The organism is Nocardia sp. CDC159 (genome assembly GCF_023740735.1).
GTDB lineage: Bacteria > Actinomycetota > Actinomycetes > Mycobacteriales > Mycobacteriaceae > Nocardia > Nocardia pulmonis.
In genome coordinates this window covers 528,627-541,246 of sequence record NZ_JAMRXH010000002.1, presented here as the reverse complement: position 1 = coordinate 541,246, position 12,620 = coordinate 528,627, and the positions used below count along the sequence as shown (strand labels likewise).

At 68.0% G+C, this 12,620-nt stretch carries 12 protein-coding genes; 7 read left to right on the top strand and 5 right to left on the bottom strand.

What is annotated here, in order from left to right:
• Positions 1–27 precede the first annotated feature (27 nt).
• On the bottom strand, positions 28–270 hold the full coding sequence (locus NDR87_RS06310; protein ID WP_251909707.1) for a hypothetical protein: 243 nt from the start codon (positions 268–270) through the stop codon (positions 28–30).
• Positions 271–526: 256 nt separating this feature from the next.
• On the opposite strand from NDR87_RS06310, the gene nth reads away from it, so the two are divergent.
• From nth to NDR87_RS06290, 4 genes are all read left to right on the top strand, one after another.
• The gene (nth, locus tag NDR87_RS06305) at positions 527–1,207 is read left to right on the top strand and encodes an endonuclease III (RefSeq protein ID WP_251910188.1); all 681 of its coding nucleotides are present in this window, start codon (positions 527–529) and stop codon (positions 1,205–1,207) included.
• Positions 1,204–1,836 carry a TlpA disulfide reductase family protein gene (locus NDR87_RS06300; protein ID WP_251909710.1) on the top strand — a complete coding sequence of 211 codons (633 nt, stop codon included), beginning with the start codon at positions 1,204–1,206 and terminating at the stop codon, positions 1,834–1,836. Before nth ends, NDR87_RS06300 begins: the two co-directional genes overlap by 4 nt.
• A 209-nt stretch (positions 1,837–2,045) precedes the next feature.
• A complete protein-coding gene (locus NDR87_RS06295) occupies positions 2,046–2,762 on the top strand; it encodes a CoA pyrophosphatase (RefSeq protein WP_286013209.1) in 717 nt (238 codons plus the stop codon).
• Positions 2,759–3,952 (top strand): MarP family serine protease, encoded by a 1,194-nt coding sequence (locus NDR87_RS06290; RefSeq protein ID WP_251909711.1) that lies wholly within the window; start codon positions 2,759–2,761, stop codon positions 3,950–3,952. The genes NDR87_RS06295 and NDR87_RS06290 overlap by 4 nt, the downstream gene beginning before the upstream one ends.
• 30 nt (positions 3,953–3,982) lie before the next feature.
• Here NDR87_RS06290 and NDR87_RS06285 read toward each other — a convergent pair whose 3' ends face one another.
• The 4 genes from NDR87_RS06285 to acs all read right to left on the bottom strand — a co-directional run bounded on the left by NDR87_RS06285 (position 3,983) and on the right by acs (position 8,775).
• Positions 3,983–4,873 (bottom strand): alpha/beta fold hydrolase, encoded by an 891-nt coding sequence (locus tag NDR87_RS06285; RefSeq protein WP_251910190.1) that lies wholly within the window; start codon positions 4,871–4,873, stop codon positions 3,983–3,985.
• Positions 4,874–4,948: 75 nt separating this feature from the next.
• A complete protein-coding gene (locus NDR87_RS06280) occupies positions 4,949–5,422 on the bottom strand; it encodes a phage holin family protein (protein WP_251909713.1) in 474 nt (157 codons plus the stop codon).
• A 38-nt stretch (positions 5,423–5,460) separates the two neighbouring features.
• Positions 5,461–6,672, bottom strand: coding sequence for a Na+/H+ antiporter NhaA (gene nhaA, locus NDR87_RS06275; protein ID WP_251910191.1), 1,212 nt, complete (start codon positions 6,670–6,672; stop codon positions 5,461–5,463).
• A gap of 141 nt (positions 6,673–6,813) precedes the next feature.
• A complete protein-coding gene (acs, locus tag NDR87_RS06270) occupies positions 6,814–8,775 on the bottom strand; it encodes an acetate--CoA ligase (protein ID WP_251909715.1) in 1,962 nt (653 codons plus the stop codon).
• Between the two features lie 341 nt (positions 8,776–9,116).
• Here acs and NDR87_RS06265 point away from each other — a divergent pair, with 341 nt between their 5' ends.
• Genes NDR87_RS06265 through NDR87_RS06255 form a run of 3 tightly spaced genes read left to right on the top strand, consistent with a single transcriptional unit; the run spans position 9,117 to position 12,615 of the window.
• Positions 9,117–10,712: an ABC transporter substrate-binding protein gene (locus NDR87_RS06265; protein WP_372494079.1), complete on the top strand. Its 1,596-nt coding sequence runs from the start codon at positions 9,117–9,119 to the stop codon at positions 10,710–10,712.
• Between the two features lie 24 nt (positions 10,713–10,736).
• Entirely contained in the window at positions 10,737–11,663 is a 927-nt protein-coding gene (locus NDR87_RS06260; protein WP_251909717.1) for an ABC transporter permease, read from the top strand.
• Positions 11,656–12,615: an ABC transporter permease gene (locus NDR87_RS06255; RefSeq protein ID WP_251909718.1), complete on the top strand. Its 960-nt coding sequence runs from the start codon at positions 11,656–11,658 to the stop codon at positions 12,613–12,615. The genes NDR87_RS06260 and NDR87_RS06255 overlap by 8 nt, the downstream gene beginning before the upstream one ends.
• Positions 12,616–12,620 lie beyond the last annotated feature (5 nt).

Below are 12,620 nucleotides of genomic sequence, written 5' to 3'. Positions count from 1 at the left end.
GAATCGGTTCCCGTAGCCCCCAGAAGATCAGCTGGCGGCGGCCACATCCAATTCGTCGCCGCTGGCGCGTCTGCGGCGCCCCCGGGCCGCATGCGCCGGGACGCCGAGCTTGGCCAGCTCGTTGACCTCGGCATTGCTGGCCCGGTCGAGGTACTGCTGGACCTCTTCCTCCGGTTCGAGCAGTTTGCGTAGCCGATTCTCGACCCGTTCCATGAACAGCGCGAACAGCATCAGCACCACCGGGAAGAGCACCACAGCGAGTCCTTGCATACGGGTGAGTAAACACGCAGAAGGTCTCAGATGGAACACGGGGCTTGTTCGCGGCGGCGCCGGTGTCGGTGCGGTTCCGTAAGGTGGACGCGTGCGTGAAACCGGATCCGCCGCCGCGAACGGGCACGAACCGTCCGCCGTCGCAGAACCCCTCGAGACCACCGCCGAGCCCACTCGTCGCCGCCGCGCGGCCGCCTCGCCCAAGGCCAAATTCGCCGCGGAGACCAGGCTCGGTCTGGTGCGGCGCGCGCGGCGGATGTATCGGACGCTGACCGAGGCATTCCCGGACGCGCACTGCGAGCTGGATTTCACCACCCCGCTCGAATTGGCAGTCGCCACAATTCTTTCCGCGCAGTGCACCGACGTCCGGGTGAATATGACCACCCCGGCGCTGTTCGCCCGCTACCCCGACGCCAAGGCCTATGCCGAGGCCGATCGCACCGAGCTCGAGGAATACATCCGCCCGACCGGTTTCTATCGCAACAAGGCGTCGGCGCTCATCGGCCTGGGGCAGGCGCTGCTGGCCGATCACGACGGCGTGCTGCCGCACACTCTCGACGAGTTGGTGCGGCTGCCGGGCATCGGCCGCAAGACCGCGAATGTGATCCTCGGCAATGCCTTCGATGTGCCCGGAATCACTGTCGACACCCATTTCGCCCGGCTGGTCACGCGGTGGCGGTGGACCACCGAGACCGACCCGGTCAAGATCGAGCACGCCGTGGGCGAGCTGATCGAGCGCAAGGAGTGGACCATGCTCTCGCACCGGGTGATCTTCCACGGTCGCCGGGTGTGCCACGCCCGCAAGCCCGCCTGCGGCGCCTGCCTGCTCGCCAAGGACTGCCCGTCGTTCGGCGCCGGTCCCACCGATCCGGCCACCGCGGCCGCGCTCATCAAGGGACCCGAGGCCGAGCATCTGCTCGAGCTGGTGGGCCGGTGAAATCGTTCCCGGTCGCCTGGCGGTGGACGCTCGCGGCGCTGATCGCCGTGGTCGCGCTCGCCGTCGCGATCTGGCCGCGCGGTGCGCGGGAAACCCCCCGGGCCGCATCGGAAACGACGCGGCCCCCCGCCGCCGTATCGCCCGGCCTACGCGCCGCGGCGCAACTGGCCGACTGCCCGCGACCCGCGCCGGGCGCCGTCGGGAGCGGTCCGCTGGCGGGCATCACCGTGGACTGCCTGGCGACGGGCGGCCCGGTGGATCTGGCGGCCGCGGTGGCGGGCCGCCCGGTGCTGCTGAATCTGTGGACCTACTGGTGCCCGCCGTGCGCGGAGGAACTGCCCGCGCTGCAGCGCTATGCCGAGCGACCCGGCGCGGTGACCGTGCTCACGGTGCACAGCGATCCCGACGAGGCCAAGGCGCTGGCCCGGCTGACCGATCTGGACGTGCGCCTACCGGGTGTGCAGGACGGCGGCGCGAAGGTACGATCCGCCGTGAAAGCACCTGCCGTACAGCCGATTTCGGTGCTCGTTCGCGCCGACGGGTCGGTCGCGAAGGTGGTGGTGCGACCGTTCCGCGACGCCGACGACATCGCCGCGACCGTCGCCGCCGAACTGGGAGCGGCGGCGTGAACGAGGGCCGGGACGGATACGGTGAACGGCTCGAACCCGATGACAAACCAGCGCCCCGCGCGGCGAACCGGCGCGCGGGCGACGATGATCGGAGCATGAGCAGTCCGACCGGAGGTTGCGTGTGCCGCGGTACCCGGCTGCGCGAAGGTGCCCGAGGAGGCAGCGTGGACGACCGCGAAGGCCGGAAGAAGGCCGGTGTCGCACCGAGATTGGTGACCGGCGACATCCCGCCATGGCTACGCGGCGTGGCCGAACACGAGCCGGTCGATCCGACCGGCACGAATCCGGTGCTGAACCGCAGGGCGATGCAGAAGGTCGTGAGCGCCGCGCTGCGCCCCCGGCAGGCGGCCGTGCTGGTGCTGTTCGGCGGTTCCCCGCAACCCGATCCGAACGCGCCCGGCGGTTTACCGGCCGATGCCGACGTGCTGCTGACCCAGCGTGCGGCCACCCTGCGCCAGCATCGCGGACAGGTCGCCTTCCCGGGCGGCGGGGTCGAGCCCGGCGACGACGGTCCGATCGATACGGCAATGCGCGAGGCGCGCGAGGAGACCGGCCTGGATCCGCGCGGTGTCGAGCCGATCGCGGTGCTGCCCAAGATCTTCGTACCGCCCTCGCGCTTCGACGTGACCCCGGTCGTCGCCTACTGGCGCACGCCGGGGGAGGTCCGCGTGGTCAGCGAGACCGAGGCCGCGCGGGTGGTGCGGGTACCGCTGGCCGATCTGATCGATCCGGCCAACCGGTTCGTCGTGCGACATCCGCTGGGCTACATGGGCCCGGCCTTCGCGGTCGACGGCATGCTCGTCTGGGGATTCACGGCCGGTGTGCTCGCCGGTCTGCTGGCGGTGTCGGGATGGGAGCGGGACTGGGATCACCACGATGTGCGTGATCTACAGGCCTCGCTCGCGGCAGTGGGGATGACGTTATGAGTTCCTCGGCGTGGCTGGACCTCGGGGTCGTGATCATCGCGCTGCTCGCCGCCACCTCGGGGTGGCGGCAGGGTGCGGTCGCCTCGGCGCTGGCCTTCCTGGGTGTGGTGCTCGGTGCGGTGGCGGGCATCCTGATCGCGCCGCACATCCTCATCCACATCGACGAGGGCCGTAAGCGGGTGCTGGTCGGCGTGGTGCTGATCGTCGCGCTGGTCATCATCGGCGAGGTGGCGGGCATGGTGCTCGGCCGCGCCGCCCGCAGCGGGATGATCCATCCGTTCACCCGCAGCGTGGACAGCGTGGTGGGTGCGGCGCTGCAGTGTGTCGCGGTGCTGGTGACGGCGTGGCTGCTCGCGCTGCCGCTGGCCTCGTCCTCGCAGCCCTCGATCGCGGCCGCCGTCAACGGTTCCCGCGTGCTGACCGATGTGAACCAGGTGGCTCCCGACTGGCTGCGGCGGGTGCCCAACGAATTCTCCAAGCTCCTCAACACCTCCGGGCTGCCGGAGGTGATCGGCCCGTTCGGCCGCGCGCCCAATACGCCGGTGGATCCGCCGGACCCATCGGTGCTCACCTCGCCGGTGGCGCTGAGTCTGCAGCAGAGCGTGCTGCGGATTCGTGGCGTCGCGCCGAGTTGCCAACGGCAGCTGGAGGGTTCGGGTTTCGTCGTGGCGCCCCGGCGGATCATGACCAATGCCCATGTCGTCGCGGGTACAACCACGGTGACGGTCGATACGGTCTACGGGCCGCTGGATGCCCGTGTGGTGCTGTTCGATCCGAACAAGGACGTGGCGGTGCTCGATGTGCCGGGGCTGCAGGCGCCGGTCATCCCGCTGGCCCCGGCCGAGGCGAAGACCGCCGACAGCGCCATCGTGCTCGGCTATCCCGGCGGCGGCCAGTACACCGCCAGTGCCGCGCGCATTCGCGACACCCTGGATCTGAGCGGCCCGAACATCTACAAGAGCGGCACCGTTACGCGCGAGGTGTACACGCTGCGCGGCAAGGTGCGGGCCGGTAATTCCGGTGGGCCGCTGGTGGATACGGAGGGCGAGGTGCTCGGCGTGGTCTTCGGCGCGGCGACCACCGACGAGGAGACCGGCTATGTGCTGACGCTGCGGGAGATCGAAGCCGATCTGCAGGCGGCCTCGCATGCGAACGCCGCCGTGCCCACCGGGGAGTGCGTGCTGAGCTGAGTGCCCGCCGGGGTCACCGCCGTCGAACTGTCAGGCCAGCAGTTTCGCCAATTCGGCGGTGACCGCGTCGGGATTCTCCTGATGCGCGAAGTGCCCGGCGTTCGCGATCGCCACCAGCCTGCGGTCCGGACTGAGCTCGTGGCGGCGTCGGACGGTCGAGTCGAGGATGTAGTGGTCGTCCGCGCCGCGCAGCACCAGCGCGGGGATGCGCACCGGCTCGCGCATGGCCGACATGAAGCGGTGACCGTCGGGACGCCACTGGCTGCGGAAGGCCCAGCGCTGATACTCCAGGGCACAGTGGGCCACGCCGGGAATCCGGATGGCCGAGCGCATTCGCCGTGCGGTGTCGACGAATTCGGCGCTGCCGACCCAGGTCGCGCCGACCCGCTGGCGCAGCAGCCGTTCCACCTCGAAGCCGTCGCGCTTGGTCAGCAGGTGTTCGCCGTAGCGCGGGGGCTGGTAGCGCAGGAAGTTCGGCAGCCATGCCGACCGCTGGCGGCGATCGCGCAGCACGGACTGTTTGAGCGCGACCGGATGCGGCGAACTCACCAGCGCGATCGAGCGCACCAGCCGCGGATGCAGCACCGCGGTCGCCCAGCACACCAGCCCGCCCTCGGCGTGGCCGATCAGCGTGGCCTCGGTGTGTCCGAGCGCGCGGATCAGCCCGGCGATGTCACCGGCCAGCGTCCAGCCGTCGTAGCCGCGCGGTGGCTTGTCCGAATCGCCGTAGCCGCGCAGATCGACCGCGACCGTGCGATATCCCAGCTCGGCGAGCGCGGTCAGCTGATGCCGCCACGACCACCAGAAGTCGCCGAAGCCGTGCAGCAGCACCACCAGCGGGGCCTCGGCGAGTACGGCATCGACCGGGGCCGCCTCCACCACATGGAAACGAATGCCGTTGGCATGCACGTCCTTGTGCATCCACGGTCCGTCGTAGCGGACGCTGGACGGATCCGGACTCGGGTTCGACGACACGCGGAAAGCGTAATCGGCGGATCAGGCGCCCTGCGAACCCCCGACATGCGGAAGCACCGAACGCGTCTCCTTGAGCGTCTCGATGGTCTTCTGCGGCGCCCGCAGTTTGCGCACCTTCAGATAGCCGAGGAAGCCGAACAGCGCGACCGCCACGATCATCAGCGCGAACACGATCAGGAACGCCGCCCAGCGCACCAGCCATACATCCAACAGTTCGGCCAGGAAGAAGAAAAAGAAGAAGCTGGAGAACAGCAGAATCGTCAGCGCGACGATGAAGTAGACGCTGCCCTGCAGGCCCTTCTTGATCTCGCCGGTGACCTCGGTCTTGGCCAGCTTCACCTCGGCGCGCACCAGGGTCGACACCTGCTCGGCCGCATCGCGCACCAGCTCGCCGATGCTGGCGCCCGCGGTGGTGTCGACTTCGGACAGCGGAATCGAGGTGATGGTCCGGTTGCGGCCCGCGTCCTGCCCGTTACCGCCCTGTGTGAAGCTCAATTGCTCGACCCTTCTCCGTTCCCGGTACTGCCCGGCCTTCACTCGTCTCCGGCGACCGCGCGTGCGTCCCGCCGTGCCTGGTGTACGCGGCCACGTCGCAACAGTAGCGCCGAACCCAGCAGGGACGCCGTCATTGACGTCATCAACACGGCGGCTTTCGCCAGTTCGGCGGCGGCGACGTCGTCCGCCAACGCCAGTTCTGCCACCAAGAGGCTAACGGTGAAGCCGATCGCGCCCAGTACCGACAGGGCGAACATGTCGCGCCAGCCCAATCCGTCGGGCCGCCGCGCCACCCCCGCGCGGATGGCCAGCCAGCCCGATCCGAAGATGCCGAGGGTCTTTCCGGCGAGCAGCCCGACGATGATTGCCAGCGCCAGCCGATCGGTGGCCAACTCGCCGAATACCGCCGCCGACAACGGAACTCCGGAGGCGAACAGCGCGAACAGCGGCACACACAACCCCGCCGACACGGGCTGGAACAGATGCTCGAGCCGCGTCGCGGGCGCCTCGTCCTCCCCGGGATCGGGGCGGACCCGGGTGAGCAGGCCGCACAGCACCCCCGCGAGGGTGGGATGAATTCCGGCCTCGTGCAAGGCGAACCACGACAGCAGCGCCAGCGGCACGTAGATCAGCGGGCTGCCGAGCCGGAACCGTTGCGCCAGCGCCCATCCTGCGAAGCAGGCCGCCGCGACCAGCAGCCAGCCGATCGCGATGGCGGAGGTGAACAGCACGGCGATCAGCACGATGGCGATCAGATCGTCGACCACGGCCAAACTGAGCAGGAAAACCCGTGCGGTGGTGGGAATCCGGGACCCGGTCAGCGCGAGTACGGCCAGCGCGAAGGCGATATCGGTGGCGACCGGGATCGCCCACCCGCGCTCCATCCCCTCGACGCCGTATCCGATCGCCAGCGCGATCAGCGCGGGGACGACCACACCGCCCACGGCCGCGATGATCGGCAGCGCGGCCTGCCTGCGATCGGCGAGCTCGCCGACCACCAATTCCCGCTTGAGCTCGAGTCCCGCCACGAAGAAGAAGACGGCCAGCAGCCCGTCCTTGGTCCACTCCGCCACGCTCAGATCCAGATGCAGCGCCGGAATCGCCAGCCTGGTATCGGCGAGCGCGAGATAGCTGTCGCTCCAGGGCGAGTTCACCCACAGCAGCGCGACCGCCGCCGCGATCAGCAGCAGTACGCCGCCGACGGTCTCGGTGCGAAGGAATCGGGCGAATTCGGAGCGCAGCGCGGCGATGACGGACACCTTCCGGTCGGGCGGACACTTGACACACGCCGACCAGACTTCCCGGCACTCCTAACAGGATTTTAACGGGTGTCCGTTTCGCCCGGCTCGGCGGCCCGGCCTTCCGCACCGGGCCGCACTATCGGGAAGCGCCTACCAGTTGGCCTTCTTCGCCCGAATCGCCTCGAACACATTGGGATCCACCAGCGTCGACGTATCCCCCAGCTCACGCCCCTCGGCCACATCGCGCAGCAGGCGCCGCATGATCTTCCCCGACCGGGTCTTGGGCAGCTCGGGCACGATGTGGATCTCGCGCGGCCGCGCGATCGGGCTGATCTCCCGCGACACCTCGGCCTTCAGCTCGTCGACCAGATCCTGGCCGGTGTTCTTCGCCTCACCGGTGAGGATGACGAAGGCGACGATGCCCTGGCCGGTGGTGGCGTCACTGGCTCCCACGACCGCGGCCTCGGCCACCCCGTAGTGCCCCACCAGCGCGGACTCCACCTCGGCGGTCGAGATGCGGTGGCCCGACACGTTCATCACATCGTCGACGCGGCCCAGCACCCACAGATCCCCACCGGCGTCGAGCTTGGCCCCGTCCCCGGCGAAGTACCAGCCCTGTGTGCCGAACCGCTCCCAGTAGGTCGCCTTGTACCGCTCGGGATCGCCCCAGATGCCGCGCAGCATGGACGGCCACGGCCGATCGAGCACCAGATAGCCGTTGGCCTCGGTGGCCCCGAGCTGAACCGGATTGCCCTCCTCGTCCACGACCTGCGCCGAGATGCCGGGCAGCGGGGCCATGGCGGCGCCGGGCTTGGCGGCGGTGACGCCGGGCAGCGGCGAGATCATGATCGCGCCGGTCTCCGTCTGCCACCAGGTGTCCACGATCGGGGTCTTGCCGGAACCGATCACCTCCCGGTACCAGCGCCACGCCTCCGGGTTGATCGGCTCGCCCACCGATCCCAGCACCCGCAGGCTGGACAGATCGTGCGCCTGCGGAATCTCGCGGCCCCATTTCATGAACGTCCGGATCAGCGTCGGGGCCGTGTAATAGATGGTGACGCCGTACTTCTCGATGATCTGGAAGTGCCGGTGCTCGTCGGGCGAATTGGGCGTGCCCTCGTAGACGACCTGGGTGACCCGGTTCGACAGCGGCCCGTACACGATGTAGCTGTGCCCGGTCACCCAGCCGATATCGGCCGTGCACCAGTACACGTCCCGGCCCGGCTTGTGGTCGAAGACGTAGTGGTGGGTATAGGACGCCTGGGTCAAATAGCCGCCCGAGGTGTGCAGGATGCCCTTCGGCTTACCGGTGGTGCCGGAGGTGTAGAGGATGAACAGCGGATGTTCGGCATCGAACGGTTGCGCCTCGTGCTCGGCGGCCGCCTGCCCGACCGTCTCGTGCCACCACAGATCGCGGCCCTCGGTCCAGGGCACCTCGATATTCGTGCGGCGCACCACGAGCACATGCTCCACGCTCGACGGCGTGCCGCCGTGCGCGTAGAGCGCCTCGTCCACGGCCTCCTTCAGCGGGGCGGCCTTACCGCGTCGCCACTGGCCGTCGGTCGTGACGACCAACCGCGCCTCGGCGTCGTCGACGCGCTGGCGCAGTGCGGTGGGGGAGAATCCGGCGAATACCACCGAATGGGTCAACCCCAGCCGCGCACAGGCCAGCATCGCCACGATGGCCTCCGGAACCATCGGCATATAGATGGCAACCCGATCGCCCGCCTGCAGGCCCAGTTCGGTGAAGTAGTTGGCGGCCTGGCTCACCTCGGCCAGCAACTGCGCATAGGTGATGTCGCGGGAGTCGCCCGGCTCGCCCTCCCAGTGGATGGCGACCTGATCGCCGAAGCCGTCGGCGACGTGGCGATCCACGCAGTTGTAGGCCACATTCAGCTTGCCGTCGACGAACCAGCGCGCGAAGGGCGCGGCGTCCCAGTCCAGCACGCGGTTCCACGGTTGATGCCAATGCAGCCGACCGGCCTGCTCCGCCCAGAAGGCCTCGCGATCGGCGGCGGCCTTGTCGTAGAGAGACGCGTCGGCGTTGGCCGCGGCCGCGAATTCCGCGGTCGGCGGATAGGCATCCAGGTGATCAGCGGTGGTGTCGGTCATCTCGTCTCTTCTTTCGCATGCGCTTCGGCCGGGGGTGGTGACCGCGGCCACGTTTCGACCCTAACGGACTGTGACCTGCGCCGCGTCGGGGTACCGGCGGAGGGAAGGGGGAACGAGGCGCGTTGCTATCCGGATTGTGCAACCTACCCCCGCAACTCCCGGCAATGAGTCGGCAATGTTGCGCAATTGCTAACAAGCGGAACAAAGACGCGTCGATCCGCTGACAACCCGGCTGGTTGTGGCTACTGTCCGATTCACCCAAGGTGGTTCGACGGTGCCCACGGGCGGATCCTCGCGCGTGCCGTCGCTCCGCCTGCCCTTCGTGAACCGGAGTAGTTGCGTTGAGATTCAAGACGATCACCGCGCTGAGCGCGGCAGCACTGTTGGCCACGAGCCTAGCTCTGACAGGCTGTTCCGCGAGCGGCGGCAATGAGGCCGATGTCGTCACGGTCAATGCGGGCGAGCCCCAGCACCCGCTGGTGCCGACCAACACCAACGAGAACATGGGCGGCCGGGTGGTCGACCGGTTGTTCGCGGGGCTGAAATACTACGACGCGGACGGCAAGGCCTACAACGAGGTGGCGCAGTCGATCGACACCACCGACCGGCAGCACTACAAGATCACCTTGAAGGACTGGAAGTTCATCGACGGCACGCCGGTGACGGCCAAGTCGTTCGTGGATGCCTGGAACTACGGCGCGCTCGCCACCAACGCTCAGGTACAGAACTACGTCTTCGAGCCGATCGAGGGCTATGACGCCCTGGCGGCGAATCCGCCCACCGCCCAAACCATGTCGGGCTTGAAGGTGATCGACGACAAGACCTTCACCGTCGATCTGAAGCATCCGTCGATGGATTTCGAGCTGGCGCTGGGCTATTCGCCGTTCTACCCGCTGCCGGAGGTGGCCTTCAAGGATATGAAGGCGTTCGGGGAGAAGCCGATCGGTAACGGCCCGTACAAGCTGACCGCGTGGGAACACAACGTCAAGATCGATATGGAGCCGAATCCGGACTATCACGGCGGCCGCCCCGCGAAGAACAAGGGGCTGCGCTTCGTGATGTACCAGTCCCAGGACACCGCGTACGCCGATCTGGTCGCGGGCAATCTCGACGCGCTCGACGTCATTCCCGACACCGCGCTGGCGTCCTACAAGCAGGAGCTCGGCGATCGGGCCATGACCAAGCCGATCGCCTACAGCCAGCACATCGGCATCACCCAGACCGTGCCGCACTTCGGCGGCGCCGAGGGTGTGCTGCGCCGCAAGGCGCTCTCGATGGCGATCAATCGGGAACAGATCGCGCAGAACATCTTCCAGGGCACGCGGGTGCCCGCCCAGGACTTCACGGCCTTCACCCTGCCCGGCTTCCGGGCGAACCTGCCCGGGTCGGAGGTGCTGAAGTACAACCCGGAGGAGGCCAAGAAGCTGTGGGCGCAGGCCGACGCCATCTCGCCGTGGTCGGGCCGCTACGAGATCGGTTACAACGCCGACGGTGGTCACCAGGCCTGGATCGAGGCGGTCGCCAACAGCATCAAGAACACCCTCGGGATCGACGCCGTCGGCACGCCCTATCCGACCTTCAAGACCATCCGTGACCTGATCACGGGCAAGACCCTCGGCAAGGCCTTCCGCTACGGCTGGCAGGGTGACTACCCGTCCATGTTCGCCTTCCTGAACGCGCTGTACCGGAGCGGTTCGGGTACCAACAACACCGGCTACTCCAGCCCGGAGTTCGACGGACTGCTGAGCCAGGCGCTGGCCGCGCCCACACCCGAACAGGCCTACGACACCCTCGCCAAGGCGCAGCAGGTCCTGTTCCGGGACATGGCCGACATTCCGGTCTTCGACTACAACGTCGCGGCCGGGCGTTCGGAGCGGGTGAACGCCAAGGTCACCTGGTCGGGTCTGTTCGACTTCGAGAACATCGAGCTGAAGTAATCCGTCCGCGAACAGGAGTGAAATATGGCCTGGTATGTCGTGCGGCGGTTGCTCCAGATGATTCCGGTCTTTCTCGGAGCCACGCTGCTCATCTACGCAATGGTTTTCCTGCTGCCCGGTGATCCGATCCGGGCGCTGGCCGGTGACAAGCCCATGACCCCGGCGGTCGAGGCCGCGCTGCGGGCCCGGTACCACCTGGATCAGCCGTTCCTCATCCAGTATCTGCAGTATCTGAAGGGCATTCTCACCTTCGATTTCGGCACCTCGTTCTCCGGGCGACCGGTGCGCGACGAGCTGGCCCGGGCATTTCCGATCACCTTCCGGCTGGCCATCATGGCGGTCGCCATCGAGGGCATCTTCGGTGTGCTGTTCGGCCTGGTCGCCGGGCTGCGCAAGGGCAAGCTGTTCGATTCGACGATGCTGGTGCTCAGCCTGATCATCATCGCCGTGCCGATCTTCGTGGTCGGCTTTCTGGCGCAGTTCCTGCTGGGCGTCAAGTGGAACATCGCACCGGTGACGGTCGGCGGCAGGGCCGATTGGGGCGACCTGATCGTGCCCGCCTTCGTGCTCGGTTCGCTGTCGTTCGCCTATGTGCTGCGGCTGACCCGAAACTCGGTGGCGGAGAACATGAGTGCCGACTACGTCCGCACCGCCACCGCGAAGGGGCTGCGTCCGCGGCGGGTGATCACCGTGCACATCCTGCGCAACTCGATGATTCCCGTGATCACCTTCCTGGGCGCCGATCTGGGCAGCCTGATGGGCGGCGCGATCGTGACCGAGGGCATCTTCAACATTCCGGGTGTCGGCGGAACGCTGTTCCAGGCCATCACCCGCGGCGAACCGCCGACCGTGGTGGCGTTCGTGACCGTGTTGATCATGGTGTTCCTGATCTCGAATCTGATCGTCGACCTGCTCTACGCCGCACTCGATCCGAGGATCCGCTATGCCTGACCAAACGACCGAAGTCCGGGACGCCCGGCCCGGGCAGGAACATTTCGTGGCGCCCCCGGACGAGGTGGAGGTGCTGGCCACCGACCGGCTGGACGAGACGGCCGCGCCGACCAGCGTGTGGCGCGATGCGTGGCGGCAGCTGCGGCGCAATCCGATCTTCGTGGTCGCCGCGGTGCTGATCGCCTTCGTGCTGGTGGTCGTCGCCTGGCCGGGCCTGTTCACCAGCCTGGATCCGCGGTATTGCAGCGGTGATTTCAGCATGCACGGGCCGAGTTCGGGACATCCGTTCGGCTTCGACAAGCAGGGCTGCGACATCTTCGCGCGCACCATCTACGGCGCCCGGGCGTCGGTGGCCACCGGCGTCGGCGCGACGATCCTGTTCGTCCTGATCGGCGGCACCGTCGGCGCGCTCGCCGGATACTATGGCGGACTGCTGGATTCGATCGTCTCGCGCATCGCGGAGATCTTCTACGCCCTGCCGCTGATGCTCGCCGCGATCGTGGTCATGCAACTGCTGGACTCGCGCACGATCTTCACCGTCATGTTGACCCTGGCCTCGTTCAGCTGGCCGCAGGCCGCGCGCATCGCCCGCGGTGCGGTGATCCAGGCCAAGAACAGCGAATACGTCACGGCGGCCAAGGCATTGGGCGTGTCCAGGTTCCGGACGCTGATCCGGCACGTGCTGCCCAACTCCGCCGGTCCGCTGATCGTGGTCAGCACGATCTCGCTGGGCGTATTCATCGTGACGGAGGCGACGCTGTCGTATCTGGGTGTCGGCCTGTCCCGCACCATCGTGTCCTGGGGTGCCGATATCGCCGCGGATCAGAAGGAGATTCGCACATCCGGCATCCTGTTCTATCCCGCGACGGCGTTGGCGCTCACTGTGCTCAGCTTCATCCTGCTGGGCGACGCGGTGCGCGACGCGCTGGATCCCAAGGCGCGCAAGAGGTGAGGGAG

What these genes read in the sequence shown, in the direction of transcription:
- NDR87_RS06310 (WP_251909707.1), bottom strand. Translation starts at nt 270, where the DNA reads ATGCAAGGACTCGCTGTGGTGCTCTTCCCGGTGGTGCTGATGCTGTTC.
- nth (WP_251910188.1), top strand. Translation starts at nt 527, where the DNA reads ATGTATCGGACGCTGACCGAGGCATTCCCGGACGCGCACTGCGAGCTG.
- NDR87_RS06290 (WP_251909711.1), top strand. Translation starts at nt 2,759, where the DNA reads ATGAGTTCCTCGGCGTGGCTGGACCTCGGGGTCGTGATCATCGCGCTG.
- NDR87_RS06285 (WP_251910190.1), bottom strand. Translation starts at nt 4,873, where the DNA reads ATGCACAAGGACGTGCATGCCAACGGCATTCGTTTCCATGTGGTGGAG.
- acs (WP_251909715.1), bottom strand. Translation starts at nt 8,775, where the DNA reads ATGACCGACACCACCGCTGATCACCTGGATGCCTATCCGCCGACCGCG.
- NDR87_RS06260 (WP_251909717.1), top strand. Translation starts at nt 10,737, where the DNA reads ATGGCCTGGTATGTCGTGCGGCGGTTGCTCCAGATGATTCCGGTCTTT.
- NDR87_RS06255 (WP_251909718.1), top strand. Translation starts at nt 11,656, where the DNA reads ATGCCTGACCAAACGACCGAAGTCCGGGACGCCCGGCCCGGGCAGGAA.